This window comes from Reyranella sp. GW821-FHT14A01, assembly GCF_058803965.1.
This window is the reverse complement of record NZ_JBXAPM010000007.1, coordinates 325823-351364: the sequence shown is the minus strand read 5'-3', so window position 1 is coordinate 351364 and position 25542 is coordinate 325823. Positions and strand designations below refer to the sequence as shown.

The 25542-nt window shown below is 67.1% G+C and carries 25 protein-coding genes; 21 read left to right on the top strand and 4 right to left on the bottom strand.

Annotated features, from left to right (window positions below):
* Nucleotides 1–28: 28 nt before the first annotated feature.
* Genes pehA through pcaB form a run of 4 tightly spaced genes read left to right on the top strand, consistent with a single transcriptional unit; the run spans nucleotide 29 to nucleotide 4156 of the window.
* Nucleotides 29–1561, top strand: a complete 1533-nt coding sequence (pehA, locus tag AC1ROX_RS14870) for a phosphoric/sulfuric ester hydrolase PehA (RefSeq protein WP_493126715.1) — start codon at nucleotides 29–31, stop codon at nucleotides 1559–1561.
* Nucleotides 1562–1582: 21 nt separating this feature from the next.
* Nucleotides 1583–2290 carry a protocatechuate 3,4-dioxygenase subunit beta gene (gene pcaH, locus AC1ROX_RS14865; protein WP_493126714.1) on the top strand — a complete coding sequence of 236 codons (708 nt, stop codon included), beginning with the start codon at nucleotides 1583–1585 and terminating at the stop codon, nucleotides 2288–2290.
* On the top strand, nucleotides 2287–2850 hold the full coding sequence (pcaG, locus tag AC1ROX_RS14860; RefSeq protein WP_493126713.1) for a protocatechuate 3,4-dioxygenase subunit alpha: 564 nt from the start codon (nucleotides 2287–2289) through the stop codon (nucleotides 2848–2850). The genes pcaH and pcaG overlap by 4 nt, the downstream gene beginning before the upstream one ends.
* A gap of 4 nt (nucleotides 2851–2854) precedes the next feature.
* Nucleotides 2855–4156 carry a 3-carboxy-cis,cis-muconate cycloisomerase gene (gene pcaB, locus AC1ROX_RS14855; RefSeq protein ID WP_493126712.1) on the top strand — a complete coding sequence of 434 codons (1302 nt, stop codon included), beginning with the start codon at nucleotides 2855–2857 and terminating at the stop codon, nucleotides 4154–4156.
* 1 nt (nucleotide 4157) lies between these two features.
* Here the strand turns inward: pcaB and AC1ROX_RS14850 are convergent, their stop codons facing one another.
* On the bottom strand, nucleotides 4158–5378 hold the full coding sequence (locus tag AC1ROX_RS14850; RefSeq protein ID WP_493126711.1) for an SMP-30/gluconolactonase/LRE family protein: 1221 nt from the start codon (nucleotides 5376–5378) through the stop codon (nucleotides 4158–4160).
* 121 nt (nucleotides 5379–5499) lie between these two features.
* Complete coding sequence (gene greB / locus AC1ROX_RS14845) at nucleotides 5500–6051, bottom strand: transcription elongation factor GreB (RefSeq protein WP_493126710.1); 552 nt, start codon at nucleotides 6049–6051, stop codon at nucleotides 5500–5502.
* A 54-nt stretch (nucleotides 6052–6105) separates the two neighbouring features.
* Here greB and AC1ROX_RS14840 point away from each other — a divergent pair, with 54 nt between their 5' ends.
* From AC1ROX_RS14840 to urtE, 13 genes are all read left to right on the top strand, one after another.
* Complete coding sequence (locus tag AC1ROX_RS14840; RefSeq protein WP_493126709.1) at nucleotides 6106–6900, top strand: urease accessory protein UreD; 795 nt, start codon at nucleotides 6106–6108, stop codon at nucleotides 6898–6900.
* Between the two features lie 52 nt (nucleotides 6901–6952).
* A complete protein-coding gene (locus AC1ROX_RS14835; protein WP_216956016.1) occupies nucleotides 6953–7255 on the top strand; it encodes an urease subunit gamma in 303 nt (100 codons plus the stop codon).
* Between the two features lie 11 nt (nucleotides 7256–7266).
* The gene (gene ureC, locus AC1ROX_RS14830) at nucleotides 7267–9312 is read left to right on the top strand and encodes an urease subunit alpha (RefSeq protein WP_493126708.1); all 2046 of its coding nucleotides are present in this window, start codon (nucleotides 7267–7269) and stop codon (nucleotides 9310–9312) included.
* A gap of 122 nt (nucleotides 9313–9434) precedes the next feature.
* Nucleotides 9435–9923: an urease accessory protein UreE gene (locus AC1ROX_RS14825; protein ID WP_493126707.1), complete on the top strand. Its 489-nt coding sequence runs from the start codon at nucleotides 9435–9437 to the stop codon at nucleotides 9921–9923.
* On the top strand, nucleotides 9916–10599 hold the full coding sequence (locus AC1ROX_RS14820; protein WP_493126706.1) for an urease accessory protein UreF: 684 nt from the start codon (nucleotides 9916–9918) through the stop codon (nucleotides 10597–10599). The genes AC1ROX_RS14825 and AC1ROX_RS14820 overlap by 8 nt, the downstream gene beginning before the upstream one ends.
* Entirely contained in the window at nucleotides 10596–11024 is a 429-nt protein-coding gene (locus tag AC1ROX_RS14815) for a DUF3995 domain-containing protein (RefSeq protein WP_493126705.1), read from the top strand. Before AC1ROX_RS14820 ends, AC1ROX_RS14815 begins: the two co-directional genes overlap by 4 nt.
* Complete coding sequence (gene ureG / locus AC1ROX_RS14810; protein ID WP_493126704.1) at nucleotides 11021–11644, top strand: urease accessory protein UreG; 624 nt, start codon at nucleotides 11021–11023, stop codon at nucleotides 11642–11644. Before AC1ROX_RS14815 ends, ureG begins: the two co-directional genes overlap by 4 nt.
* A gap of 16 nt (nucleotides 11645–11660) precedes the next feature.
* A complete protein-coding gene (locus tag AC1ROX_RS14805; protein ID WP_493126703.1) occupies nucleotides 11661–12233 on the top strand; it encodes a HupE/UreJ family protein in 573 nt (190 codons plus the stop codon).
* A gap of 92 nt (nucleotides 12234–12325) precedes the next feature.
* A complete protein-coding gene (gene urtA, locus AC1ROX_RS14800) occupies nucleotides 12326–13630 on the top strand; it encodes an urea ABC transporter substrate-binding protein (protein ID WP_493126702.1) in 1305 nt (434 codons plus the stop codon).
* 78 nt (nucleotides 13631–13708) lie between these two features.
* Entirely contained in the window at nucleotides 13709–15322 is a 1614-nt protein-coding gene (gene urtB / locus AC1ROX_RS14795) for an urea ABC transporter permease subunit UrtB (RefSeq protein ID WP_493126701.1), read from the top strand.
* Entirely contained in the window at nucleotides 15319–16437 is a 1119-nt protein-coding gene (urtC, locus tag AC1ROX_RS14790; RefSeq protein ID WP_493126700.1) for an urea ABC transporter permease subunit UrtC, read from the top strand. The genes urtB and urtC overlap by 4 nt, the downstream gene beginning before the upstream one ends.
* Nucleotides 16434–17204, top strand: coding sequence for an urea ABC transporter ATP-binding protein UrtD (urtD, locus tag AC1ROX_RS14785; protein WP_493126699.1), 771 nt, complete (start codon nucleotides 16434–16436; stop codon nucleotides 17202–17204). Before urtC ends, urtD begins: the two co-directional genes overlap by 4 nt.
* Nucleotides 17205–17206: 2 nt before the next feature.
* Complete coding sequence (gene urtE, locus AC1ROX_RS14780) at nucleotides 17207–17902, top strand: urea ABC transporter ATP-binding subunit UrtE (protein WP_493126698.1); 696 nt, start codon at nucleotides 17207–17209, stop codon at nucleotides 17900–17902.
* 96 nt (nucleotides 17903–17998) lie between these two features.
* Here the strand turns inward: urtE and AC1ROX_RS14775 are convergent, their stop codons facing one another.
* A complete protein-coding gene (locus tag AC1ROX_RS14775; protein ID WP_493126697.1) occupies nucleotides 17999–19675 on the bottom strand; it encodes an N-acyl-D-amino-acid deacylase family protein in 1677 nt (558 codons plus the stop codon).
* A 109-nt stretch (nucleotides 19676–19784) separates the two neighbouring features.
* Here AC1ROX_RS14775 and AC1ROX_RS14770 point away from each other — a divergent pair, with 109 nt between their 5' ends.
* The 4 genes from AC1ROX_RS14770 to AC1ROX_RS14755 are packed head-to-tail and all read left to right on the top strand — an operon-like array spanning nucleotide 19785 to nucleotide 23854.
* Nucleotides 19785–20906 carry an NADH:flavin oxidoreductase/NADH oxidase gene (locus AC1ROX_RS14770; protein WP_493126696.1) on the top strand — a complete coding sequence of 374 codons (1122 nt, stop codon included), beginning with the start codon at nucleotides 19785–19787 and terminating at the stop codon, nucleotides 20904–20906.
* A 19-nt stretch (nucleotides 20907–20925) separates the two neighbouring features.
* The gene (locus AC1ROX_RS14765; RefSeq protein WP_493126695.1) at nucleotides 20926–22140 is read left to right on the top strand and encodes a CoA transferase; all 1215 of its coding nucleotides are present in this window, start codon (nucleotides 20926–20928) and stop codon (nucleotides 22138–22140) included.
* Complete coding sequence (locus tag AC1ROX_RS14760) at nucleotides 22127–23305, top strand: 3-hydroxybenzoate 6-monooxygenase (protein WP_493126694.1); 1179 nt, start codon at nucleotides 22127–22129, stop codon at nucleotides 23303–23305. Before AC1ROX_RS14765 ends, AC1ROX_RS14760 begins: the two co-directional genes overlap by 14 nt.
* Before the next feature lie 39 nt (nucleotides 23306–23344).
* Nucleotides 23345–23854, top strand: coding sequence for an anthrone oxygenase family protein (locus tag AC1ROX_RS14755; protein ID WP_493126693.1), 510 nt, complete (start codon nucleotides 23345–23347; stop codon nucleotides 23852–23854).
* 24 nt (nucleotides 23855–23878) lie between these two features.
* On the opposite strand, the gene alsS is transcribed toward AC1ROX_RS14755, so the two are convergent.
* A complete protein-coding gene (alsS, locus tag AC1ROX_RS14750) occupies nucleotides 23879–25540 on the bottom strand; it encodes an acetolactate synthase AlsS (protein WP_493126692.1) in 1662 nt (553 codons plus the stop codon).
* Nucleotides 25541–25542 lie beyond the last annotated feature (2 nt).

Sequence of the window (25542 nt, the reverse complement as noted above, 5' to 3'; positions counted from 1 at the left end):
TGCGGCCGTCCAACCTCGGTGAAAAAGCATGCCTGCGCCCAAGAATGTGTTGTTGATCGTCGTCGACCAGTGGCGCGGCCTGATGCTGCCGAAACTCGGGGCAGACTACCTGAAGCTGCCGAACCTCGACCGGCTGTGCGCCGAGGGTGTCACTTTCCGCAATCATTTCACCCAGGCTGTGCCCTGCGGTCCCGCGCGCGCCAGCCTGCTGACCGGGCAATACCTGATGAATCACCGCGCGGTGCAGAACACGATTCCGCTATCCTCGCGCTTCACCAACCTGGCGCACGAGCTCAGGCGCGGTGGCTACGATCCCGCGCTGGTCGGTTACACGACCACCACGCCCGATCCGCGCCAGACCGCGCCCAACGATCCGCGCTTCTTCGTGCTGGGCGACATCATGGACGGCTTCCGCTCGGTCGGCGCCTTCGAGAACCGCGACGCCTATTTCGGCTGGGTGGCGGGGCAGGGCTTCGAGCTGCCGAAGAACCGCGACGATGTCTGGCTGCCGCAAGGCGAGCCGGGCGCGGGTGCGACCGCGCGGCCGGCGGTGATTCCGAAGGAGCTTTCCGATACGGCTTGGTTCACCGAGCGCGGACTTGCCTATCTGCGCGGCCGCGCCGGCAAGCCGTGGTTCCTGCATCTCGGCTACTACCGGCCGCATCCGCCGTTCATTGCGCCCGAGCCCTACAACTCGATGTACCGGCCCGAGGACATGCCGAAGCCGGTGCGCGCGTCGTCGGCGGCGGAGGAGGGCAGGCAGAACGCGCTGCTCGACTACTACGTGAAGAACGTGAAGCAGGCGTCGTTCTTCCAGGACGGGCAGGACCTTGCGTCGGACATGACCGAGGCCCAGGTGGCGCAGATGCGCGCGACCTATTGCGGCCTGATGAGCGAGATCGACGATCACCTGGGCCGCGTGTTCGACTACCTGAAGGAGACCGGCCAGTGGGACGACACGCTGATCGTCTTCACCTGCGACCATGGCGAGCAGGGCGGCGACCATCACCTGCTGGGCAAGATCGGTTACTTCGACGAGTCCTACCGCATCCCGATGATCATCCGCGATCCGCGGGCCGAGGCCAACGGCGCGCGCGGCAGCATCGTCGAGCGCTTCACCGAGACGATCGACACGATGCCGACCATCCTCGAATGGATGGGCCTGCCGGTGCCACGCCAGTGCGACGGCCGCTCGCTGGTGCCGTTCTGCGAGGGCACGGTGCCGTCCGACTGGCGCACCGAGGTGCACTACGAGTTCGACTTCCGCGACCTCCATTACAGCAAGCCTGAATCGGCGCTGGGCGTGCCGATGGACAAGTGTGCGCTGGCCGTCGTGCAGGACGAGAAGTTCAAGTACGTGCACTTCGCGGCCCTGCCGCCGCTCCTGTTCGACCTCGCCGAGGATCCCGGCCAGTTCGTGAATTGCGCCGCCGATCCCGCCTATGCCGCCACGGTCGCCGAGTATGCCCGCAAGATGCTGGACTGGCGGCTGGGCTTCGCCGAACGCACGCTGACCGGCTACCGCGCCACGCCGCAGGGGCTGGAGGTGCGCGCGGCCTGAGCGGGCGCTAAGCTCGGCGGTATGAAAAAAGAGGAAACGTACCGTCGGCCTGCGGTGGGGGAACATCACCCGGCCAATCTCTCGCCCGCCTACAAGTCCACGGTCAGTCGCTCGCCGTCCAAGCCCGCGATCGTGCTGCCGCATACGCTGTCGGAGATCACCGGCCCGTTGCTGCGCGAGGAGCGGCTCGATGTGGGAGAAAACGATCTCACGCGCCGGCGCATGGGCGAGCCGCTGGGAGAGCGCATCATCGTCCAGGGCCGCGTGCTCGACGAGGACGGCAGGCCCGTTCCCGAGGCGCTGGTCGAGATCTGGCAGTGCAATGCCGCCGGCCGCTACCATCATCCCGGGGACCAGCACGACGCGCCGCTCGATCCGAATTTCTACGGCGGCGGTCGCGCCCGCGCCGATGACGATGGGAACTACAGGTTCATCACCATCAAGCCCGGTGCCTATCCGTGGGGCAACCATCACAATGCCTGGCGGCCGGCGCACATCCACTTCTCTCTGTTCGGGCCGGCCTTCGCGACGCGCCTGATCACGCAGATGTATTTCCCCAACGATCCGCTGCTGGCCTTCGATCCGATCTACAATTCGGTGCCCGAAGGTGCGCGCCCCCGGCTCCAGGCGGCGTTCGACATGGAGGCGACCCAGCCCCAATGGGCGCTGGCCTATCGCTTCGACATCGTGCTGCGCGGCCGTGACGCCACGCCGATGGAGAACAGATGAGCCGCGCGCTGACGCCGTCGCAGACGATCGGGCCGTTTTACTTCGGCACGCTCGCCAACGCCTATCGTCATGACCTCGCGGCGCCCGGTGTCGCCGGCGAGCGGATTGAGGTCGCGCTCACCCTTCACGACGCCGCGGGCGCGATCGTGCCCGACGGACTGATCGAGATCTGGCAGGCCAACAGCCATGGCCGCTACAACCATCCGGAGGATCGTCGCAACCTGCCGCTCGATGCGGGTTTCGAGGGTTACGGCCGGGCCTCGACCGACGCTTCGGGTTGCGCGCGCTTCGGCACGGTGAAGCCAGGCCGCGTGCCGTGGCCGGCCGGTGGGCTACAGGCGGCGCACATCAACATCTCGGTGTTCGCGCGCGGCGTCCTCAATCGCCTCGCGACGCGCCTCTATTTCGACGGCGATCCCGCGCTGGCCGAGGATCCTGTGCTGAAGCTCGTCGAGCCGGAGCGCCATGCCACGCTGATCGCGAAGCGCGATGACGCGGGTATCTGGCGACTGCCGCTCTATCTCGGCGGTCCGAACGAAACCGTCTTCTTCGATTGCTGAGCCCATGACCGTTCGTCTCGTCTCTGCGCTGGGCTCATCGGCGGCGACCGCCGATTGCTTCTCCGACACCGCCACCTTGCGTCATATGTTGCGCTTCGAGGCGGCGCTCGCCGAAGCGACCGCGGCGGCCGGGTTGATCCCGAAGCGTGCCGCGTCGGTCATCGTCAAAGCCTGCGACCAGTCCCTCTACGATCCCGCGCCGATGGTCGCCGCGGCGCGCCGGACGGCGACGCTCACTGTGCCGGTGGTGAAGGCGCTGACCGAGCAGGTCCGTCAGCGCGATGCAAAGGCCGCCGACTATGTCCATTGGGGCGCCACCAGCCAGGACGTGATCGACACGGCGATGGTGCTGCAGCTCGGCGAGGCACTGCCGCCGCTGCTGAAGGCGCTCGACGGCATCGTCTCGGCCTTCGCGCGTCTGGCGAAGAAGCATCGCGCGACGCCAATGCTGGGCCGTACCCTGTTGCAGCCGGCGACGCCACTGGCGCTGGGGCAGAAGATTGCCGGCTGGGCCTCCGACATCGAGCGCGCGAAGCGTCGGCTTGCGGACAGCTTCAGCGAAACGCAGATCGTGCAGTTCGGCGGCGCTTCGGGAAGCCTGACGGCGTTGGGCCGGGAAGCCGAACCGGTGATGAGGGTACTGGCGAAGCAGCTGAAGCTCGCGCTGCCGCCGGGCCCGTGGTTCACGCAGCGCGTCCGCGTCGCTGCGTTGGCGCAGGATTGCGCCCTGGTTGTCGGGGCGCTCGCCAAGGCGTCGCGTGACATCGCGCTGATGATGCAGGTCGAAGTGGGCGAGGCGGCCGAGCCGTCAGGGCCCGGCCGCGGCAGCTCCTCGACCATGCCGCACAAGCGCAACCCGGTCAGCGCCGCGCTCATCCTGTCGGCGGCGACGCGCGCGCCGATGCTGGCCGCGACCATCGTGGCGGCGATGCCGCAGGAGCATGAGCGCGCGCTGGGCGGCTGGCAGGCCGAATGGCCGACGATCGCAGCGCTGGTCGAATGTCTGGGCTCGGCCGTCGAGGCGATGGCCGAGGTCGCGTCGGGTCTCACCATCGATCCCGACGCGCTGCAGGCCAACATGGATGCCGCCGAAGCCGCGGTTCTTGCCGAGCGCGCAACGTTCCTGCTCGCCGGGAAGATGGGCAAGCACGAGGCTCACGCGCTGGTCGAGAAGGCGCTGGCCCAAGGCGGCTCCTTCGTCGAGGCGCTCGGCCGGCTCGAGACGGAGCTGGCCGACGAAGCCGCACTCCTCGGCTACTCGCCGAAGTTCGTCGACCGACTGCTGGCAGACCTCAAGCGCCGCTGAGCTAGCCCGGCCCGGCGCCCTGGGTGCCGACATAGACGGCGTAGAGCGATTGGCTGGCCGCCATGAACAGCCGGTTCCGTTTCGGTCCGCCGAAGCAGACATTGCCGCAGACTTCGGGCAGTCGGATGCGGCCCAGCAGCTTGCCCTCCGGCGACCAGACTGTGACGCCGCTGTAGCCGAGATTGCGGCCGGCATTGCTCGAGGCCCACAGGTTGCCGTTGACGTCGGTGCGCAGGCCGTCGGGCCCGCACTTGATGCCGTCGATCATGAAGTCGGCGAACAGCTTGCCGTTGGAAAGCTTGTTGTCGGTGCCGACGTCGAACACATGGACGTCGCCCTTGCCGCCAGGTCCGGTGTCGCCCGGTCCCTTGCCGGTGCTGGCAACGTAGAGCTTCTTGTAGTCGGGCGAAAAGCAGAGCCCGTTCGGATCCGGCACCTGCTCCTCGGTGACGACGAGATCGATCCTGCCGCTCGGATCGATGCGGTAGCAGTTGGTCGGCAGTTCGCGTTGCGCCGTGCCGATGCCCGGCGGCTGGCCGAGCCGGGGATTGAGGCGGCCATTGGTGTTGCTCGGCCCGCCCGCGACGTCGGGCGTGCCCTCATAGAGCTGGCCGCCATACGGCGGATCGGTGAACCAGTAGCTGCCGTCGGGATGCGCCGCCACGTCGTTGGGCGAGTTCAGCTTCTTGCCCTGGTAGTTGTCGGCCAGGACGGTGGCCGAGCCGTCGAGCTCGTAGCGCACGACCCTCCGCGTCAGGTGCTCGCAGGAGATCTGACGGCCCTGGAAATCGAAGCTGTTGCCGTTGCTGTTGTTGGACGGCGTGCGGAAGACGCTCACATGGCCGTCGTCTTCGAGCCAGCGGAGCTGACGGTTGTTCGGGATGTCGCTCCATAGGAGATAGCGGCCCTGGGCGTTCCAGGCGGGACCTTCCGACCACAGGGCGCCGGTCCACAGGCGCGTGATGGCGGCGTTGGGCTGGGTGATCGCGTTGAAGGCGGGATCGACCGTGATTATGTCGGGATCGCGGAAATAGGTGGTGGGCGCACCGTTGGGACCGAAGTCGCGCGGCGGAGTGGTGACGGTGCTGGCCGGCACGGCCGGTGCGGGTGCCGGGGCCGCCGGCGTCTGGGCGCGAAGTATGGCCGGCGCCATCGCAACGGCGCCGGCGGCTGCGATGAGGCCGCGGCGTGACAGATCGCTGCCGCTCTTCTGCTGCGTCATGGTCGTCTCCTCCGGGATTTTTGCTTATGCGATCGACGCAATGCAACGCGACGCTACGCACCGGCGAGGCTAGGCCGGCCGGTATCCGACGACAACGTGCGCGGACGCACCTCTCGGGGGCCTAAATGTAGGCGACCTTCAGTATCTCGAGCTCTTCCTCGCCGCCGGGCGTGTTCATGCGCACGGCATCGCCCTCGTGAGCGCGCATGACGGCGCGCGCGATGGGCGAGATCCAGCTCACATGGCCGCGGCCCGGATCGACCTCGTCGACGCCCACGATCTTGATCGTGCGTTCCTCGTTCTTCGAATTGACGTAGGTCACGGTGGCGCCGAAGAACACCTGGTCGGTCTTGGCGCGCTTGGCCGGGTCGACGACCTCGGAGCGCTCCAGCCGCTTGCTGAGGAAACGGATGCGGCGGTCGATCTCGCGCAGGCGCTTCTTGCCGTAGAGATAGTCGCCGTTCTCGGAGCGGTCGCCGTTGGCCGCCGCCCAGGACACGACCTGCACGACTTCGGGTCGCTCCTTGCGCATGAGCGTCATCAGCTCTTCCCGCATGCGCTCGAAGCCCTGCGGGGTCATGTAGTTCTTCGCGCCGGCCGGCAGTCCGCCCACATCGTCGGGCAGGTCGTCCTCGTCGCCGTCGTCGCTTTCCTTGGTGAAGGCCTTGCTCATTTCCATCCTTAATCTATCAAGTCGAAGCCGATGACCACCAGTCTATCCCCCCGCATGCAGCGCTCTTCCGGCGAAAGCCGGGTCACCTTCGACCTGCGGGACGGCAAGACGCGCCTGGGCGACCTCTATCAACGCGACCCCTGCCGGGTTTTGTTCCCCAAGCCGGAGGTAGGCGAACCGCCGCAGGCGGTGATGATCACCACCTCGGGCGGCGTCACGGGCGGCGACGCCCTCAAGATGGCGGTCGAGATCGGGCCGGGAGCCGAGGCTGTCGCAACGACGCAGGCCGCCGAAAAGATATACCGCGCCGCGCGGGGCAGCGATCCCTGCAGGATCGATGTCGAGGTGCGGGTCGCCGAGGGCGCGATCCTGGAGTGGCTGCCGCAGGAGACCATCGTCTTCGAGGGCTCACGTCTCAAGCGGCGGACCGTGGCCGAAGTGGTCGAGGGCGGCTCGCTGCTCGCCTGCGAGATGGTGGTGCTGGGCCGGGGTGCCTCGGGCGAGCGCTTCACGTCGGGCCTGCTGCTGGATGCCTGGTCGGTGCGCCGGCCCGGTCGCCTCGTCTGGACCGATACGCTGCGGGTCGAGGGCGAGACGCCGGACGGCGCCGGTTTCGGCACGGCCAACGCGCTGGCAACGGTGATCGGCGTGTGGGACGCGCCGCAGCCCCATTTCGAGAAGGCCCGCGCGCTGCTCGAATCTGCAGACAAGGTGCGCGCCGGCGTCACCGTCGTGAACGGCATCATGGTCGCGCGCCTGCTGGGCGAAGCGACCGAGGTACGGCACGCGACCATCCGGTTTCTCACCGAATTTCGTGGCCGGCGATTGCCCCGTGTTTGGCATGTTTGATGCAAACTCGGTCGCGCTATAGTCGGGCCCAACCGGCAGGGGGAAACGGTCGATGAATCTGACGCCGCGTGAGAAGGACAAGCTCCTGGTGGCTATGGCAGCCGTCGTGGCGCGCCGCCGTCTGGAGCGCGGCGTGAAGCTCAACTATCCCGAGGCCGTTGCCCTGATCACCGATTTCGTCGTCGAGGGGGCGCGCGACGGACGCTCGGTCGCCGACCTGATGCGCGACGGCGCGCATGTGATCTCGCGGGCGCAGGTGATGGACGGCATCGCCGACATGCTGGCCGAGATCCAGGTCGAGGCGACCTTTCCCGACGGCACTAAGCTCGTCACCGTCCACGCGCCGATCCGCTGAGGAGACACGCCATGATCCCGGGTGAAATCCTCCCCAGTGCCGGCGAACTCGAGCTCAACAAGGGCCGCAACCCGATCACCATCGAGGTTGCCAACACCGGTGACCGGCCGATCCAGGTCGGCAGCCACTATCATTTCTTCGAGACCAACGACGCGCTGAAGTTCGACCGCAAGCGCGCGAAGGGCATGCGGCTCGACATCGCCGCCGGCACCGCCGTGCGCTTCGAGCCCGGCCAGTCGCGCACCGTGCGACTCACGCCCTACATGGGCGGCCGCGAGAGTCACGGTTTCCAGGGCAGGGTGGGCGGCAAGCTCGGTCCCATCGCCAAGGTCGGACCGTCGAACGAAGGCCCGACACGCATCTCGCGTTCGGCCTATGTCCATATGTTCGGCCCGACCGTGGGCGACAAGGTGCGGCTGGCCGACACCGAGCTCTTCATCGAGGTCGAGAAGGACCACACGATCTACGGCGAAGAGGTCAAGTTCGGCGGCGGCAAGGTGATCCGCGACGGCATGGGCCAGAGCCAGAAAACGCGCGCGCAGGGCGCCGTCGACACGGTCATCACCAATGCGCTGATCGTCGACCACTGGGGCATCGTGAAGGCCGATATCGGCCTCAAGGGCGGCGTGATCGTCGCGATCGGCAAGGCCGGCAATCCCGACGTCCAGCCCGGCGTCGACATCGTCATCGGTCCCGGCACCGAGGCGATTGCGGCCGAAGGCAAGATCATCACCGCGGGCGGCATCGACTGCCATATCCACTTCATCTGCCCGCAGCAGATCGACGACGCGCTCTACAGCGGCGTCACGACCATGATGGGCGGGGGTACCGGCCCGGCGCACGGCACGCTCGCGACCACGGTGACGCCGGGTCCCTGGCACATGGGCCGCATGCTGCAGGCCGCCGAAGGCCTGCCGATGAACCTCGGCTTCTTCGGCAAGGGCAATACCAGCAAGCCCGCCGGCCTCAAGGAGCAGATCGAGGCGGGTGCCTGCGGTCTCAAGCTGCATGAGGACTGGGGCACCACGCCGGCCGCCATCGACAATTGTCTCGCCGTGGCCGACCGTTACGACGTGCAGGTGGCGATCCATACCGACACGCTGAACGAATCGGGCTTCGTCGAGACGACGCGCGCCGCCTTCAAGGGCCGCACCATCGCGACCTTCCATACCGAGGGCGCAGGCGGCGGCCATGCGCCGGACATCATCCGCCTCGCCGGCGAGAAGAACGTCCTGCCCAGCTCGACCAACCCGACCATGCCCTACACGGTGAACACCGTGGACGAGCATCTCGACATGCTGATGGTCTGCCATCATCTCGATGCCGCCATTCCCGAGGACGTGGCCTTCGCCGAAAGCCGCATCCGCAAGGAGACCATCGCGGCGGAGGACATCCTCCACGATATCGGCGCCTTCTCGATGATGTCGTCGGATAGCCAGGCGATGGGCCGCGTCGGCGAGGTCGTGATCCGCACCTGGCAGACCGCCGACAAGATGAAGAAGCAGCGCGGTCGCTTGAAGGAAGAGACCGGCGACAACGACAATTTCCGCGTGAAGCGCTACGTCGCCAAGTACACGATCAATCCCGCCATCACGCACGGCATCGCAAAGCATGTCGGCTCGGTCGAGGTCGGCAAGCGCGCCGATCTCGTGATGTGGTCGCCGGCCTTCTTCGGCGCCAAGCCGGACATGGTGCTGATTGGCGGCTCGATCATCGCCGCCCCCATGGGCGATCCCAACGCCTCGATCCCGACGCCGCAGCCGGTCCACTATCGGCCGATGTTCGGCGCCTTCGGCCGCGCACTGGTGACGAGCCCGGTTCTATTCGTCTCGCAGGCGGCCATCACCAAAGGCGTTGCCAAGAAGTGGGGACTGACCCGGTCGCTTCTTCCGGTGAAGGGCACGCGCAAGATCGGCAAGAAGAACATGGTGCACAATTCGACCTGTCCCAAGATCGACGTCGACCCCGAGACCTACGAGGTGCGGGCCGACGGCGAGCTGCTGACCTGCGAGCCCGCCACGTCGCTGCCGATGGCGCAACGGTATTTCCTGTTCTAGGCACGGCGTATGCGACCCGAAAATTGTCATCCCGAGCACAGCGAGGGACCTTTCCTGTTGCCTCAAAGGTCCCTCGCTGTGCTCGGGATGACAATGGGTGTGTGTTGCGCGATGGAATGTTCATGAAGCGCGCCATCGAAGTCGTGCGCGCCGGCCGCTGGCCGGTGGCGGAGCGCACGGACACCGTCACCCTGCTGTTCGACGATCGCTATCGCCGGCGCCTGCGCATGCTGGGCGACGGCGGGCTCGACTTCCTGCTCGACCTGGTCGAGCCCGTGGTTCTCCACGAAGGGGATGGGCTCAAGCTGGAAGAGGGCGGTTTCGTCGAGGTGAAGGCCGCGGACGAGGACCTCGTCGAGGTGCGCGGCCGCGATGCCGCGTCGTTCGCCCGGCTCGCCTGGCATCTCGGCAATCGCCACCTGCCGACCCAGATCGACAGCGACCGCATCCTGATCCGCGACGATCACGTCATCGTCGACATGCTGAAGGGGCTGGGCGCCGAGGTGCGCAAGGTGCGCGTGCCGTTCGATCCGGAAGGCGGCGCCTACGGCCAGCACAATCACGATACCGGTCATCGCCATGGCGGGCTGCACCCGGAGCGTCATGGGTAGCGACCCTCTTTACCGGCTGCTGGCCTGGCTGTCGCCGGCCTATCCGATCGGTGCGTTCAGCTACAGCCACGGCGTCGAGACGGCAGTGGAAGAGGGCTTGATCAGGGACCGCGCCTCGCTGGTCGCCTGGCTCGACAGCGTGCTGCGGCGCGGCACCGGCGCCGTCGACGGGGCGCTGTTCGCGGCGGGCTGGCGGGCGGCATCCGCGGGCGATTGGCCGGCCTTCGACGCTGTTGCCGAGCGCGCCGCTGCCTGGCGTGGCACCTCCGAGATGGCCCTGGAATCGCGCCAGCAGGGCGGCTCTTTCCTGTCGATCACCCGCACCGCTTGGCCGCATGCCGCGCTCGACGAAGTGCACCGGCGTCTGGAGGGCGAGCTGGCCCTGCCGGTCGCGGTTGGGCTCGCCGCTGCGGTCCACGGGATCGCGCTCGAACAGGCTTTGGCGGGCTATCTCCACGCCTTCACCGCCAACCTGATATCGGCCGCTCTGCGCGCCGTGCCGCTCGGCCAGACCGACGGCCAGATTGCCTTGGCCGCACTCGAAGCTTCGGTTAACCATGCGGCGCAGGCCGCCATTGCGGTCGAATCCCTGGACGAGGTCGGGACGGCGACTCCGCTGCTCGACTGGTGTTCGCTCCGCCACGAAACGCAGTACACACGGCTCTTCCGATCATGACCGCCTTTATGGCTCTTCTTTTGACGATCGGCGTGGGCGCCGTTGCCGTCATTCATGCGATGTGGGGTTTTGGCAGTCATTGGCCGGAGGCCAGCGAAGAGGCCCTGGCGCGCAGTGTCGTGGGCGACGGACGCCGCCGCATGCCGCCGCCCTGGCAGTGCTTCATCGTCGCCTTCGGGCTTGCGTTGATGGCGCTGTGGCCCTGGTATGCGCTGGGCCGGATCCACGAGAATGTGGTGTTGGCTGGCACCTACGCGATTGCCGGCATCTTCATGGCGCGCGGCATCGCGGGCTTCAGCGCGCGCTGGAAGACGCACTTCACCATCGAGCCGTTTGCCACGCGCAACCGGAAATACTATTCGCCTTACTGCCTCTTGCTCGGCGTGGGATACATCGCCCTGGTGGCTGGAGAACTGGACAAATGAGCCTGCGTGGTCCGCTCAGAGTGGGGGTCGGCGGCCCTGTCGGATCGGGCAAGACCGCCCTGGTCGAGCGCCTGTGCAAGCGCATGCGCGACACCTACGACATCGCCGTGGTCACCAACGACATCTACACCAAGGAAGATGCCGAGTTCCTGACCCGCGCCGGGGCGCTGGCGCCCGACCGCATCGTCGGCGTCGAGACTGGTGGCTGTCCGCATACGGCGATCCGCGAGGATGCCTCGATCAACCTGGCCGCCGTTTCAGATATCGTCCGCAAGTGGCCCGACCTGGAGGTCATCTTCGTCGAATCCGGCGGCGACAATCTCGCCGCGACCTTCTCGCCCGAGCTGGCCGATCTCACGATCTACGTGATCGACGTTTCGGCCGGCGAGAAGATCCCGCGCAAGGGCGGGCCCGGCATCACCCGATCCGACCTGCTGGTCATCAACAAGATCGACCTCGCGCCGCTGGTCGGCGCCGATCTTGGCGTCATGGATCGCGACGCCCGCAGGATGCGCGGCCAACGGCCTTTCATTTTCTCCAATCTCAAGGAGAATAAGGGCCTGGAAGATATCGCGGCCTTCATCGTGCGGCAGGGCGGCCTGCCGGCGCGGTTGAGCTGATAAAGAGGAGAACTCAATGAACATTCGATCGATCCGCCTGGCGGCTTTGCTCGCGACGGTGGCAAGCCCCGTCCTGGCGCACTCGGGGCATGAGGCTTCGGGATTTGCCCATCCCTTCACCGGACTGGACCATCTGCTGGCGATGGTCGGTGTCGGTGTCTGGGCCTCGCTGCTCGCGGTCAAGCGTCCCGCCGCCGCATATCTCGTGCCGGTTTCTTTCATCGCGATGATGCTCGTCGGGGCAGATGCCGGATTCGCGGGCATTAAATTGCCTCTCACGGAGGCGGTTATCGTCGCGTCGGTCCTGATCCTAGGCGCTCTTATCATGGCTGCGGTGCGTCTTCCGTCTGCCGCAGCCATGGCCGTCGTCGGGCTTTTTGCAGTCTTCCACGGCTATGCCCACGCTATCGAAGCGCCGACGAGCGGGACCAGCCTCTACATCTTGGGCTTCGTGGCGGCGACCGCCCTGCTGCACGCCGCCGGCCTGGGACTCGGATGGGTTGCACGCCGCGCTGTGGGTGACCTCGGATTGCGGGCGCTGGGCGGCGCCGTCATGGCCGGCGGCGCGCTGGTCCTGATCGCCAACTAATCCTTTCCCCAACGGCATCGGTTGGTTTGGCACGACTTTCGCTTCCCTTGATTTTCGGCGGGGAGAAACCGTCGAAGATCAAGGAGAGCGGGATGAAGTTGGGAACACTCATGCGGACGGGCCTCGTCGCCGCCGGCCTCCTGGCCAGCGCGGCGACCAGCGCGTTTGCGCAAGCAGGGGATACGATCAAGGTCGGCATCCTCCATTCACTGTCGGGCACGATGGCGATCAGCGAGACGACCCTGAAGGACGTCGTGCTGATGATGATCGAAGAGCAGAACAAGAAGGGCGGCCTCCTGGGCAAGAAGCTCGAGGCCGTGGTCGTCGACCCGGCGTCGAACTGGCCGCTGTTCGCCGAAAAGGCGCGCGAGCTGCTGCAGAAGGACAAGGTCGCCGTGGTGTTCGGCTGCTGGACCTCGGTCAGCCGCAAGTCGGTGCTGCCGGTGTTCGAGGAGCTGAACGGCATCCTCTTCTACCCGGTCCAGTACGAGGGCCAGGAGAGCCAGCGTAACGTGTTCTACACCGGCGCCGCGCCGAACCAGCAGGCGATCCCGGCCGTCGACTACCTGATGAGCAAGGACGGCGGCGACGTGAAGCGCTGGGTCCTGGCCGGTACCGACTACGTCTATCCCCGCACGACCAACAAGATCCTCGAAGCGTACCTCCTCCAGAAGGGCGTTCCGAAGGAAGACATCATGATCAACTACACGCCGTTCGGTCATTCCGACTGGCAGTCGATCGTGGCCGACATCAAGAAGTTCGGTTCGGCCGGCAAGAAGACCGCCGTCGTGTCGACCATCAACGGCGACGCCAACGTTCCATTCTACAAGGAGCTCGGCAACCAGGGCATCAAGGCCAAGGACATCCCGGTCGTCGCCTTCTCGGTGGGCGAAGAAGAGCTCGCCGGCATCGACACCAAGCCGCTGGTCGGCCATCTGGCAGCCTGGAACTACTTCCAGTCGGTCAAGGATCCGACGAATGCCGAGTTCATCAAGACCTGGCAGGCCTTCACCAAGAACGCCAAGCGCGTGACCAACGATCCGATGGAAGCCTCCGTGATCGGCTTCAACATGTGGGTCGAGGCGGTCAAGAAGGCCGGCACGACCGATCCCGACAAGGTGATCGACGCGATCATCGGCATCAAGGTCCCGAACCTGACGGGTGGTATCTCCGAGATGCTGCCGAACCATCACATCACCAAGCCGGTGCTGATCGGCGAGATCGAGGGCAATGGCCAGTTCGACGTGGTGTGGAAGACCCCCGGCCTCGTCCCGGGCGCCGCGTGGTCGCCGATCCTCGACGACTCCAAGAACCTGAAGGCTGATTGGACGAAGCCCGTGAACTGCGGAAACTTCGACACCGTCGCCAACAAGTGCATCGGCAAGGCGGCCAAGTAAGGCCGACGTAGAGGACTCGCAGGACGGGGCGACTTTCGGGTCGCCCCGTTTCCATCTCCCGGGGATAAGCCACAGCACATGTCTCTTCTTCGACCGTTCACGGTCCTGCTCTCCGTGCTGGCGTCACTGGCCCTGGCCGGAACGGCTCTCGCGGCCGACCTCACGGCCCTCGTCGGCAATCTCACCTCCGGCGGTTTGAGCGAGCGTGAGGCGGCGATCACAGCGCTGGCGGCCTCGGGCGACGAGCGCGCCGCGCCGATCCTCGAAGCTCTGGGCGCCGGCCAGCTCTACATTCGAAATTCCGACAAGCTCGCGGTCATCGGCAAGACCGACGGTAACAGGCTGGCGCTGACCGAGGCGATTTCCGGCAAGCCGGCCGGCAGCGCCGTCGAAGCCGACCTCGACCGCGTACGGGTCAACAACCGCCTGCGCGGCACGATCGAAGCCGCGGTCGGTTCGCTCACCCTGATGAGCCCCAATTCCCGGGTCCGGCTCAATGCCGCCGACTCGCTCTTCAAGCGCCGCGATGCCACGGCCCTGCCGGCCCTCGACCAGGCGCTGGCCGCCGAGAAGGACCCGCGCATCAAGCGCGCGATGAGCGAGGCGCGCGCCGCCATCGTGCTGGCGACCGCGGACTCGCCGCCGGCGCAGAAACTCGAAGCGATCGCCCTGGTTCGTGAGCGCGGCGACCGCGATTCGCTCGGTATCCTCAAGACTGTCGCCGCCGCCTCCGACGGCGAGGTCAAGACGGCCGCCACGGCCGGCGCCGATTCGATCGAGCAGGCGCTGGCCGCCTGGCAGATGGCGCAGAACGTCTGGTACGGCATCTCGCTCGGCTCCGTGCTGCTGCTGGCCGCCATCGGGCTCGCCATCACCTTCGGCACCATGGGCGTGATCAACATGGCGCATGGCGAGATGGTCATGCTGGGTGCCTACACGACCTTCGTCGTCCAGGAAGTCATCCGCACCTCGGCGCCGCACCTGTTCGACGTCTCGCTGCTGATCGCGCTGCCGCTGGCCTTCGTCGTGTCGGGCGCCATCGGCATCCTGATCGAACGCTCCATCATCCGCTTCCTCTACGGCCGTCCGCTCGACACGCTGCTGGCGACCTGGGGACTGTCGCTCGTGCTGCAGCAGGCCATTCGCTCGATCTTCGGCTCGTCCAACCGCGAGGTCGGGGCGCCGTCGTGGATGTCGGGCGCCTTCCAGCTCGGCCAGCTCAACATCACCTACGGGCGCCTGTGGATCGTGGTGTTCGCGCTGATCGTCTTCGCTTCGCTGATCCTGCTGCTGCGCAAGACACCGCTCGGCCTCTACATGCGCGCCGTCACGCAGAACCGCCCGATGGCGGCGGCGGTCGGCATCCGCACGCCGCGTGTCGATGCGCTGACCTTCGGCCTGGGCTCGGGAATCGCCGGTCTCGCCGGCGTGGCGCTGAGCCAGATCGACAATGTCAGCCCCAACCTCGGTCAGGGTTATATCATCGACTCCTTCATGGTCGTGGTGTTCGGCGGCGTCGGAAACCTGTTCGGCACCTTGATCGGCGCGCTGACGCTCGGCGTCGTGAACAAGTTCCTCGAACCCTATGCCGGCGCGGTGCTGGGCAAGATCCTGGTGCTGGTGTTCATCATCATGTTCATCCAGCGCCGGCCGCGCGGCCTGTTCGCGCTGAAGGGCCGGTCAGTCGAATGATCACGCGTTTCCTCTGGCAGGGCATGACCCGCAACCTGCGCATCTTCGTCCTGCTGGTCCTGGCGGTCGGCATCCTCGTGCCGCTGTCGAACCTGCTCCTGCCGCCGGATAGCGCCTTCCGCATGCCGTCCTGGGCGGTGCAGCTCGTCGGCAAGTATCTCTGCTACGCCTCGCTGGCGCTGGCCGTCGATCTCGTCTGGGGATTCTGCGGCATCCTCACGCTCGGCCACGCCGCCTTCTTCGCGCTCGGCGGCTACTGCATGGGCATGTACCTGATGCGCCAGATCGGGACGCGCGGCGTGTACGGCAATCCCCTGCTGCCCGATTTCATGGTGTTCCTGAACTACAAGGAGCTGCCCTGGTTCTGGCACGGCTTCGACAGCTTCTGGTTTGCAGCACCGATGATCGTGCTGGTCCCCAGCGTGCTGGCGCTGGCGCTTGGCTGGTTCGCCTTCCGCAGCCGCGTCACCGGCGTCTATCTCTCGATCATCACCCAGGCGATGACCTTCGCCCTGCTGCTGGCCTTCTTTCGCAACGACATGGGGCTGGGCGGCAACAACGGCATGACCGACTTCAAGGACATCCTGGGCTACTCCGTCCAGTCCGACACGACGCGCGCCGTGCTGTGCTTTGCCTCGGCGCTTGCGCTGGCGATCTTCCTGGTGATCTCCGCCGCCATCGTCGGCTCGCGCTTCGGCAAGGCGCTGACCGCCGTGCGCGACGCCGAGAGCCGCATGCGGTTCCTGGGCTACCGGGTCGAGCGCTACAAGCTGTTCGTCTTCGTGCTGTCGGCGGCGATGGCCGGCATCGCCGGCGCGCTCTACGTGCCGCAGGTCGGCATCATCAATCCCGGCGAGTTCTCGCCCGGCAATTCGATCGAGGCCGTGCTGTGGGTCGCGGTCGGCGGGCGCGGCACGCTGATCGGTCCGGTGATCGGCGCCTTCCTCGTGAACTTCGGCAAGACCTGGCTCACCGGCGCGTTGCCGGAGGTCTGGCTATTCGCGCTGGGCGCCCTGTTCATCGTTGTGACCTTGCTGCTGCCCAAGGGCGTCGTCGGCCTGTGGAACCAGCTCATGAACCGATCGCGCGAGCGCCGGGCGAGGGCCACAGCATGAAGGCCCCCGGCATCACCCACGCGCGCAGCACGTCGGCACTGCTCTATCTCAGCGGCGTCAGCGTCTCGTTCGATGGCTTCAAGGCTCTGAACAACCTCTCCCTGCTGATCGAGCCGGGCGAGATGCGGGCGATCATCGGGCCCAACGGCGCCGGCAAGACCACCATGATGGACGTGATCACCGGCAAGACGCGGCCCGATTCGGGCGAGGTGGTGTTCGACGGCAGGGCCGATCTTACCAAGCTGGATGAGGCCAGCATCGCCACGCTCGGTATCGGCCGCAAGTTCCAGAAGCCCACCGTCTTCGACAACCATACGGTGCGCGACAATCTCCTGCTGGCGCTGGCGGGCCTGCGGAACTGGTATCAGCTGCTGCTGGCTGCGCCAAGCAAGGCCGAGAACGACCGGTTGGAGGAGATCCTGTCGATCATCCGCATGGGCCCGCAGCAGCACATGCTGGGCGCCCGGCTCAGCCACGGGCAGAAGCAGTGGCTGGAGATCGGCATGCTGCTGGCGCAGAATCCGAAGCTGATGCTGGTCGACGAGCCGGTCGCCGGCATGACCGACATCGAGACCGAAACCACCGCGCAGGTGCTGCGCGAGGTCAACAAGTCGCATTCGGTCGTCGTGGTCGAGCACGACATGAGCTTCGTGCGCGCGCTCGGCGTCAAGGTGACGGTGCTGCACGAGGGCTCGACCCTGGCCGAGGGTTCGCTCGACCAGGTCAGCGCCGATCCGCGCGTTGTCGAAGTGTATCTCGGACGATGACGATGCTTTCAGCCCAGAACGTCAATCTCTACTACGGCGCCGCCCAGGCGCTACGCGGCGTGTCGCTCTCGGCCACGATCGGCCGCGTGACCTGCCTGCTCGGTCGCAACGGCGTCGGCAAGACCAGCCTGCTGCGCGCCATCTCCGGCATGCAGGCCATCGCCTCCGGCTCGATTTCGGTCGACGGCCAGGAAGTCTCGAAGCTGGCGCCCTATGAACGCGCGCGCCGTGGCGTGGCGCTGGTGCCGCAGGGCCGCGAGATCTTCCCGCTACTGACGGTGAAGGAGAACCTGGAGACCGGCTTCGCGCCGGTGAGCCGCGAGCACAAGAAGATACCGGACGAGGTGTTCGAGCTCTTCCCGGTGCTGCAGTCGATGCTGAAGCGCCGTGGCGGCGATCTGTCGGGTGGCCAGCAGCAGCAGCTCGCGATCGGCCGTGCGCTGACGATGCGGCCGAAGCTCCTGCTGCTCGACGAGCCGACGGAAGGCATCCAGCCGTCGGTCATCAAGGACATCGGCCGCGCCATCACCTACCTGCGCCAGCGCGGCGACATGGCGATCGTGCTGGTCGAGCAGTATCTCGACTTCGCCCACGAACTCGCCGACGACTTCGCGGTCATGGACCGTGGCGAAGTCGTGCTGTCGGGCACCCGCGAGACCTTCGACGTCGAGGCCGTGCGCAAGCACATGACGGTCTGACGGCCTCAATGGAGCGCGCCACTCCAGTGGCGCTCATCCCTTATTGATCAACGCCGGCTGAGCGCCACTGGAGTGGCGCGCTCCAATGAGGCGCTTCTACTTCGCCGTCTGCGCCCCGCGCACCAGTCGGCCCGGCCGTTCACCCGTCAGCTCGTCGTTCTGCAGCGTCTCGACGCCGGCGTTGAACGTGTGCCGGTAGCCCGAGGCGCGCTGGACCAGGCGGCGGCCGCCGGTCGGCAGGTCGTAGGCCACTTCCGGGCGCTTCAGGGTGAGATTGTCGAAGTCGATGACGTTGATGTCGGCCTTGTGGCCCGGCGCCAGCAGGCCGCGATCCATCAGCCCATAGGCCTCGGCCGTGCCGCGCGTCTGCTTGGCGATCAGGAATTCGAGATCGAGCTTCGGTCCGCGCGTGCGGTCGCGGCCCCACAAAGTGAGCAGTGAAGTGGGTGAGGAGGCGTCGCAGATCACGCCGACATGGGCGCCGCCGTCGGCGATACCGAGGACCGACGCGGGATCGGTGATCATCTCGTGCACCACGTCGAGGCTGCCATAGGCGTAGTTCTCGAACGGCAGCATCAGCAGGCCCTTGCCGCCGCGCGACATCATCTCCTCGAGCGCCACCGCCTGCGGCGTGCGGCCCGTGCGCTGCGCGATGGACGCGATCGAGTCCTTGCCGTCGGGCTCGTAGTCGGGTCGTTCGCCGATCGGGAACATGCGGTCGAAGGCCTCGGCCATGAAGGCGCGCGGATTGGGCTCCTGCTTTCCTTCCGTCAGCACCCGGCGCAGCTCGGCGTCGGACACGAGGCGCTGGTAGCGCTCCTCGGGCGAGAGCTTGCGCATGTCGAGCCAGGCGCGATGGCCGGCGAACGGATGCGCCGTCGTCTCGAGGCCCATGATGACGCCGATCGGGCGCGAACCGACCTGCGCATTGGCGACGCGGCCCGAACGGCGCACGGCGTTGATCTGGTCGAGCGTCTCGCGCCACAGCTTGGGCTGCGCGTCGACCTGCACCAGCAGGCAGGAGAGCGGACGGCCGGCCAGCTTGGCGGCCGCGTCGAGCGCCTCGAACTCGCCGGGCCCGAAATCCGAATTGACCTGCAGCACGCCGCGCCCGGCGCGCTTCATGCCCTGGGCGATGCCGAACAGCTCGGCCTCGCGGGCGCTGAGTGTCGGGGTGAAACGGCCGTCGCGCGCCTTGTGCTTGGTGGTGCGCGAGGTGGTGAAGCCCATCGCGCCGGCATGCAGCGCCTCCTCGGTGAGGCGGGCCATCTCCTCGATCTCGCGTTCGGTCGGGACTTCGGCGTGTTCGGCGCCGCGATCGCCCATCACGTAGAAGCGCAGCGCGCCGTGCGGAAGCTGCGCCGCCACGTCGACCGCACGGTCCATCGAGGCCAGCGCGTCGAGATAGTCGGGGAAGGATTCCCAGTTGAACTTCACGCCCTCGCTGAGGACGGTGCCGGGAATGTCCTCGACGCCTTCCATCAGGTTGATGAGATAGCCCGACGCACCCGGCCGCACCGGCGCGAAGCCGACGCCGCAATTGCCGAACACCGTCGTCGTGACGCCGTGCCACGAGGAGGGCGTGACGAACGGATCCCACGTCGCCTGGCCGTCATAGTGCGTATGGATGTCGACGAAGCCCGGGGCGACGATGAGTCCCTCGGCATCGATCTCCCGCTTCGCCGCACCCAGCTTGGCGCCGACGGCGGCGATGCGGCCGTCCTGCACTGCAACATCGGCGATCCGGCGCGGGGCGCCCGATCCGTCGATCACGGTTCCGTTTCGGATAATGAGGTCAAACATGGCGGGGAGGATAGGCCCGGGCAGGTGCCCCGGTCTATGTTCGGCCCTCGAACAGCCATCGCGTCCGGGGGACCGACCTTTGCAGAAACCGCTTCTCTTCTCGCCGCTCAAGATGCGCGGCGTCACCGCGCCCAATCGCTGTGTGGTATCGCCGATGGTCCAGTTCCGCGCGACGGACGGGCTGGTGAACGACTTCCACCTCGTCCATCTCGGCAAGTTCGCGCTGGGCAAGTTCGGCGTCGTGTTCACCGAGAACTGCGCCGTGGAGCCGCGAGGCAGGGTCACGCAGGGCGATCTCGGCCTGTGGGACGACGGCCAGATCGCCAGTCACAAGCGGCTGACCGATTTCATCCGGGGCGAGGGCGTGCTGTCGGCGACCCAGATCACACATTCCGGCCGCAAGGGCTCGACGCCGCGCACGTTCGACAAGCGCGGTGAACTCGGGCCGCCAGGTGCCGGCTGGCAGAAATGGGAAGTGGTCGGTCCGACCGATCTCGCCGCCGCCGAGGGCTGGCTGAAGCCGCGCGCTTTGTCGGTCGACGAGATCGAGGGGCTGGTGCAGAAGTTCGCCGCCGCCGCGAAGCGCGCCGATGCCGCCGGATACGACGTGCTCGAGGTGCATGGCGCGCACGGCTACCTGCTGGCGCAATTCCTCTCGCCGATCAGCAACACGCGCAACGACCAATATGGCGGCGACCGCGCCGGCCGCATGCGCTTCCCGCTCGATGTGGCGCGCGCCGTTCGCCAGGCGTGGCCCGAGAGCAAGCCGCTGTTCGTGCGCGTCTCCGCCGTCGATGGCGGCGGCGGCTGGGACGTCGACGACACGGTGGCTTTTGCCCAAGAATTGAAGGCGATCGGTGTCGACGTGATCGACTGCTCCTCCGGCGGCATCGCCGGTGCCGCGACCGCGGCCGGCGTGAAGCGCGGCCTCGGCTTCCAGGTGCCGTTCGCTTCGGCCGTGAAGAAGGGGGCCGGCATCTCGACCATGGCCGTTGGTCTCATTCTCGATGGACCGCAGGCCGAGGCGATCCTGCAGGAAGGCGATGCCGACCTGATCGCGATCGGCCGACAGGCGCTCTATGAGCCGTTCTGGGCGCTGCACGCGGCGCAGGCTTTGGGCTGCGATCCGGATTTCGATCTCTGGACGCCGGAATATGGCTGGTGGCTGGAGAAGCGCGAGCACACGCTTGGCCGCAAGTAACAAGGCACAGGAAACGCATATGACTGGCATTCTTGCGGGCCTCCGCGTCATCGAAGGCTCTGCGTTCATCGCTGCACCCATGGGCGGCATGACGCTCGCCCAGATGGGCGCCGACGTGATCCGCTTCGACGACATCAAGGGCGGCCTCGACAGCGACCGCTGGCCGCTCACGAAGGACGGCGCGTCGATCTATTGGGCCGGCCTCAACAAGGGCAAGCGCTCGATCGCGGTCGATCTGCGCAATCCCAAGGGCCGCGAGCTTCTCACGGCGCTGATCACCGCGCCGGGCGAGGGCGCCGGCATCTTCTCGACCAACATGCCGGCGCGCGGCTGGCTTTCGCACGAGGAGCTGGCGAAGAAGCGCGCCGACCTGATCTCGCTCAACATCGTGGGCGACCGTCATGGCGCGGCCAACGTCGACTACACGGTGAACTCGGTGACCGGCTTCCCGCTGGTCAGCGGTCCGGTCGGCCATGAGGGGCCAGTGAACAACGTGCTGCCGGCCTGGGACATCGCCACCGCCTATGCCGCCGCCATGTCGATCCTGGCCGCCGAGCGGCATCGCCGCCTGACCGGCAACGGCCAGAAGATCGTGCTGCCATTGCAGGACATGGCCCTGGCCGCCGTCTCGGCGACCGGCTACCTCGCCGAGGCGGTGATCAACCAGGTCGACCGGCCGCGCTACGGCAACGAGATCTACGGCACCTTCGGCCGCGACTTCCGCACCAAGGACGGCCGCTATGTGATGATCTGCATCTTCTCCGACCGCCACGTCGATGCGCTGGCCAAGGCCGGTGGCTTCGCCGACGCGTTCAGGAAGATCGAGAGCGACAAGGGCGTCGACCTCAAGCTCGAGGCCGACCGCTGGAACGCGCGTGCCGAGCTGTGCGCCGTGATCGAGCCCTGGGTGGCAAGCCAGACGGCCGACGAAGTCGGCGAGAAGCTGAAGAAGGAGGGCGCGCTGTGGGCGCCCTACCGCACTTTCCGCGAGCTGGCGGCGGACAAGGACACGGTGCTCGACAATCCGATGTTCACCGTCATCGACCAGCCGGGCATCGGCCGCTACCCGGTCGCCGCCGCGCCGATGCAGTTCGGCGCCGTGCCGCGCCAGCCGCCGCAGCCGGCACCACTTCTGGGCCAGCATACGGACGAGATCCTTTCCGGTATCCTTGGTCTGCCCGGGCACGAGATCGCCCGGCTGCATGACGACAAGGTCATCGGTGGCCCCAGATAGGATCCTCATCGCCGGTGGCGGCATCGGTGGATTGGCGACGGCGCTGGCGCTTGCCCAACAGGGCATCGCCTCGCTGGTGCTGGAGAAAGCCAGCCGCCTCGGCGAGATCGGTGCCGGCATCCAGCTCGGGCCCAATGCCTTCCATTGCTTCGACCGGCTGGGCGTTGGCGAGGCGGCGCGCGGCATGGCCGTCTATATCGACCAGCTTCGCCTCATGGACGCGCTGGCCGACGGCGAGATCTGCCACATCGATCTCGGCGACAAGTTCCGCGCCCGCTTCGGCAATCCCTACGCCGTCGTCCATCGCGGCGACCTGCACGGCGTGCTGCTGAAGGGCTGCCAGGACCATCCGCTGATCGAGCTGCGCACCAGCGCCGAGGTCACCGGCTACGACCAGGATGGCGCCACCGTCTCGGCCCGGCTGCGCAACGGCGAGACGGTGACGGGCAGCGCCCTGATCGGCGCCGACGGTCTGTGGTCGAACGTGCGCGCACAGGTGACGAAGGACGGTCCGCCGCGCGTCTCGGGGCATACGACCTATCGCTCCGTGATCCCGACCGAGCAGATGCCGGAAGATCTGCGCTGGAACGCCGCCACGCTGTGGGCGGGGCCGAAGTGCCACATCGTCCATTACCCGCTGTCGGGCTGGAAGGTGTTCAACCTCGTCGTGACCTTCCACAACCATGCGCCCGAGCCGGTCGCTGGCAAGCCGGTCGATACGGAAGAGGTGCGCCAGGGTTTCACCCATGTCTGCGAACGGGCGCAGAACATCATCCGCCGTGGCCAGAATTGGCACATGTGGGTTTTGTGTGACCGTGACCCGGTCGACCAATGGGTCGACGGCCGGGTGGCGCTGCTGGGCGACGCCGCACACCCCATGCTGCAGTACATGTCACAGGGTGGCTGCATGGCGATGGAGGATGCGGTCTGCCTCGCCGATTCGCTGTCCCGCGGCGATTCCACCGAGGCCGGCCTCGTTTCATACCGTGACCGAAGGGTGTTGCGCACGGCGCGCACGCAGCTGATGTCCCGCGCCATGGGCGATCACGTCTACCATCCGGCCGGCCCGCATGCGGCATTGCGCAACAGCATTATGGGCGCCCGGACGCAGGACCAGTGGCTCGATACGCTGCAGTGGCTTTACGGCGGCAACGGGCTCGGCTAGGGCTGCTGCTGTTCAGGCTGCGTCAGCGGAGCTCCAGGAATGCGCCACGTCTTCTTCGTCCTCGCCCTGCTGTGCATGGCGCTGAGCGCAGGCATCTTCTATTCCTTCTCGACCATCGTCATGCCGGGCCTCGATCTCGGCGGCGCCGCGTCGGCCGTGAATGCCATGCACGGCATGAACACCACCGTGCGCGGCCCGATCTTCGCTGTCGTCTTCTTCGGTGCGCTCATCCTGCCGCTGGCGGCGGCCCTCGGCTCCCGCTCGGCCGGTCATCGCGGCGCGGCACGCCTCGCCGGACTGGCGGCGCTGATCCATGCGGCCGCCGTGATCGGCGTCACCCTGCAGGTCAACGTGCCGTTGAACGAGACCCTCGCCACCGTCGCCGGCGCCGATGCCAATGCCGCAAGCTACTGGAAGGATTTCTCTGTGCCGTGGGCGCTGTGGAACCATATCCGCACCCTGGGCGCGATCCTGGCGTTCCTCTGCCTGCTCGGCGCCTGGGCAGTCGACCTGACCTCGGTCAGCCGCCGTTCCTACGGGCTGCGCTGATCGTAGCCTTGCTGGGCGAGGGCGTCAGATGATGACGTCCTCGTGCATCGCGGCCATCAGGCCGGGATTGTCGCGATAGTCGACGGGCACGCCGACCAGCACCGGGCCTTCCATCGCCATGGCCTTGCGCAAGGTCGGGCCGATCTCGTCGGCATCCTTGATCATCAGGCCCTGCGCACCCATTGCCTCGGCGAACTTCACCAGGTCGACCGGGCCGAAATGCACGCCTGAATCGCGGCCGTAGGCGGCGACCTGCTGGATACCGACCATGTTGTAGCTGCCGTCGATCCAGACGACGTGCACGAAGTTGCACTTGAGACGGACCGCCGTCTCGAGCTCGACGGCCGAGAACAGGAAGCCGCCGTCGCCGGAGATGGAGATCACCTTGCGGCCGGGCTCGGCGAGGCAGGCGGCGATGGCCCACGGGAGGGCGACACCCAGGGTCTGCTGGCCGTTGCTGATCAGGATCTGCCGCGGCCGGTGGCTGATCAGGTGGCGCGCCATCCAGATGTGGAAAGAGCCCATGTCGGAGCAGAGTGTCACGTCCTCGTCGATCAGCTTCTGCAGCTCGTGCACCAGCCGCAGCGGATGGACCGGTGTGCCGTTGCGCTTGGCCGCTTCGGCGGCGACCGTCGTGCGCTCGCGATGGATCTCGGCCAGCAATGCAGACTGCGTCGGCCGTTCCTTCGGCTTCAGCAGCGCCGAGAGCGCGCGCAAGGTCGCGGCGCTGTCGCCCATCAGTTCGATGTCGGGCCGGTAGTTCTGGTCGTAGTCGGCCGGGATGCAGTCGATGTGGATCAGCTTGCGCTTGCGCCCGGCGTTCCAGAGCCCGGGATCGTATTCGACGGGATCGAAGCCGATCGTGATCACGACATCCGCCTCGTCGAGCAGTCGGTCGGCCGGCTGGTTGTGGAACAGCCCGACCCGTCCGCCGAAGCAGTCGAGCCGGTCGCGTGGCACCACGCCCGCGGCCTGGTAGGTGCCGGCGACCGCCAGCCGCGTCTTGGCCAGCAGGACGCGCACGGCTTCGGCGGTGGCGCCCTGGCTGGCCAGCATACCGACCAGGACCACCGGCCGCTCCGCGGCGTCGATCATTCTGGCTGCTTCGGCGATCGCCTCACTGTTGGCGGCGCCCAGTCGCGGCACGATAGCCGGTGCGAGGACAGGGCCGGGAGCAGGGGCCTTCATGACGTCCTTGGGCAGGCCCAGGAAGGCCGTGCCCGGGCGGCCGGATTCGGCGGCGCGAAAGGCCGAGGCGATGGCCTCGGAAATTGCCGACGGCGAATCGATCTCGGCCGCGTACTTGGTGATGGGCCGCATCAGCGCCACCGTGTCCATGCTCTGATGTGCCTGCTTCAGGCGGTCGGCGATCGGCACGGCCCCGCCCAGCGCCACCACCGGATCGCCCTCGGTGTTGGCGGTGGCGAGACCCGTCGCGAGGTTCGAGATGCCGGGGCCGGAGGTCACCAGCACGACGCCGGCCTTGCCGGTCAGTCGGCCGAGCCCGCCCGCGATGAAGGTGGCGTTCTGTTCGTGCCGGCAGACGGTGAGCTTGATCTTCGAATCGACCAGCGCGTCGAACACGGGATCGATCTTGGCGCCGGGAATGCCGAATATGTGCTCGACGCCCTGCGCTTCGAGGTTGCGCACCAGCAGGTGTGCACCGTTCTTCGGATCGCTGCTCATCG

Excerpts from the sequence above, each read along its gene's own strand:
- AC1ROX_RS14840 (WP_493126709.1), top strand. The coding sequence starts at position 6,106 with ATGCAGCGCTCTTCCGGCGAAAGCCGGGTCACCTTCGACCTGCGGGAC.
- pcaB (WP_493126712.1), top strand. The coding sequence starts at position 2,855 with ATGACCGTTCGTCTCGTCTCTGCGCTGGGCTCATCGGCGGCGACCGCC.
- AC1ROX_RS14820 (WP_493126706.1), top strand. The coding sequence starts at position 9,916 with ATGGGTAGCGACCCTCTTTACCGGCTGCTGGCCTGGCTGTCGCCGGCC.
- AC1ROX_RS14825 (WP_493126707.1), top strand. The coding sequence starts at position 9,435 with ATGAAGCGCGCCATCGAAGTCGTGCGCGCCGGCCGCTGGCCGGTGGCG.
- AC1ROX_RS14755 (WP_493126693.1), top strand. The coding sequence starts at position 23,345 with ATGCGCCACGTCTTCTTCGTCCTCGCCCTGCTGTGCATGGCGCTGAGC.
- pcaG (WP_493126713.1), top strand. The coding sequence starts at position 2,287 with ATGAGCCGCGCGCTGACGCCGTCGCAGACGATCGGGCCGTTTTACTTC.
- urtB (WP_493126701.1), top strand. The coding sequence starts at position 13,709 with ATGTCTCTTCTTCGACCGTTCACGGTCCTGCTCTCCGTGCTGGCGTCA.
- urtE (WP_493126698.1), top strand. The coding sequence starts at position 17,207 with ATGCTTTCAGCCCAGAACGTCAATCTCTACTACGGCGCCGCCCAGGCG.
- greB (WP_493126710.1), bottom strand. The coding sequence starts at position 6,051 with ATGAGCAAGGCCTTCACCAAGGAAAGCGACGACGGCGACGAGGACGAC.
- ureG (WP_493126704.1), top strand. The coding sequence starts at position 11,021 with ATGAGCCTGCGTGGTCCGCTCAGAGTGGGGGTCGGCGGCCCTGTCGGA.
- AC1ROX_RS14765 (WP_493126695.1), top strand. The coding sequence starts at position 20,926 with ATGACTGGCATTCTTGCGGGCCTCCGCGTCATCGAAGGCTCTGCGTTC.
- AC1ROX_RS14850 (WP_493126711.1), bottom strand. The coding sequence starts at position 5,378 with ATGACGCAGCAGAAGAGCGGCAGCGATCTGTCACGCCGCGGCCTCATC.
- AC1ROX_RS14815 (WP_493126705.1), top strand. The coding sequence starts at position 10,596 with ATGACCGCCTTTATGGCTCTTCTTTTGACGATCGGCGTGGGCGCCGTT.
- urtA (WP_493126702.1), top strand. The coding sequence starts at position 12,326 with ATGAAGTTGGGAACACTCATGCGGACGGGCCTCGTCGCCGCCGGCCTC.
- pcaH (WP_493126714.1), top strand. The coding sequence starts at position 1,583 with ATGAAAAAAGAGGAAACGTACCGTCGGCCTGCGGTGGGGGAACATCAC.
- AC1ROX_RS14805 (WP_493126703.1), top strand. The coding sequence starts at position 11,661 with ATGAACATTCGATCGATCCGCCTGGCGGCTTTGCTCGCGACGGTGGCA.
- pehA (WP_493126715.1), top strand. The coding sequence starts at position 29 with ATGCCTGCGCCCAAGAATGTGTTGTTGATCGTCGTCGACCAGTGGCGC.
- urtD (WP_493126699.1), top strand. The coding sequence starts at position 16,434 with ATGAAGGCCCCCGGCATCACCCACGCGCGCAGCACGTCGGCACTGCTC.
- urtC (WP_493126700.1), top strand. The coding sequence starts at position 15,319 with ATGATCACGCGTTTCCTCTGGCAGGGCATGACCCGCAACCTGCGCATC.
- alsS (WP_493126692.1), bottom strand. The coding sequence starts at position 25,540 with ATGAGCAGCGATCCGAAGAACGGTGCACACCTGCTGGTGCGCAACCTC.
- AC1ROX_RS14835 (WP_216956016.1), top strand. The coding sequence starts at position 6,953 with ATGAATCTGACGCCGCGTGAGAAGGACAAGCTCCTGGTGGCTATGGCA.
- ureC (WP_493126708.1), top strand. The coding sequence starts at position 7,267 with ATGATCCCGGGTGAAATCCTCCCCAGTGCCGGCGAACTCGAGCTCAAC.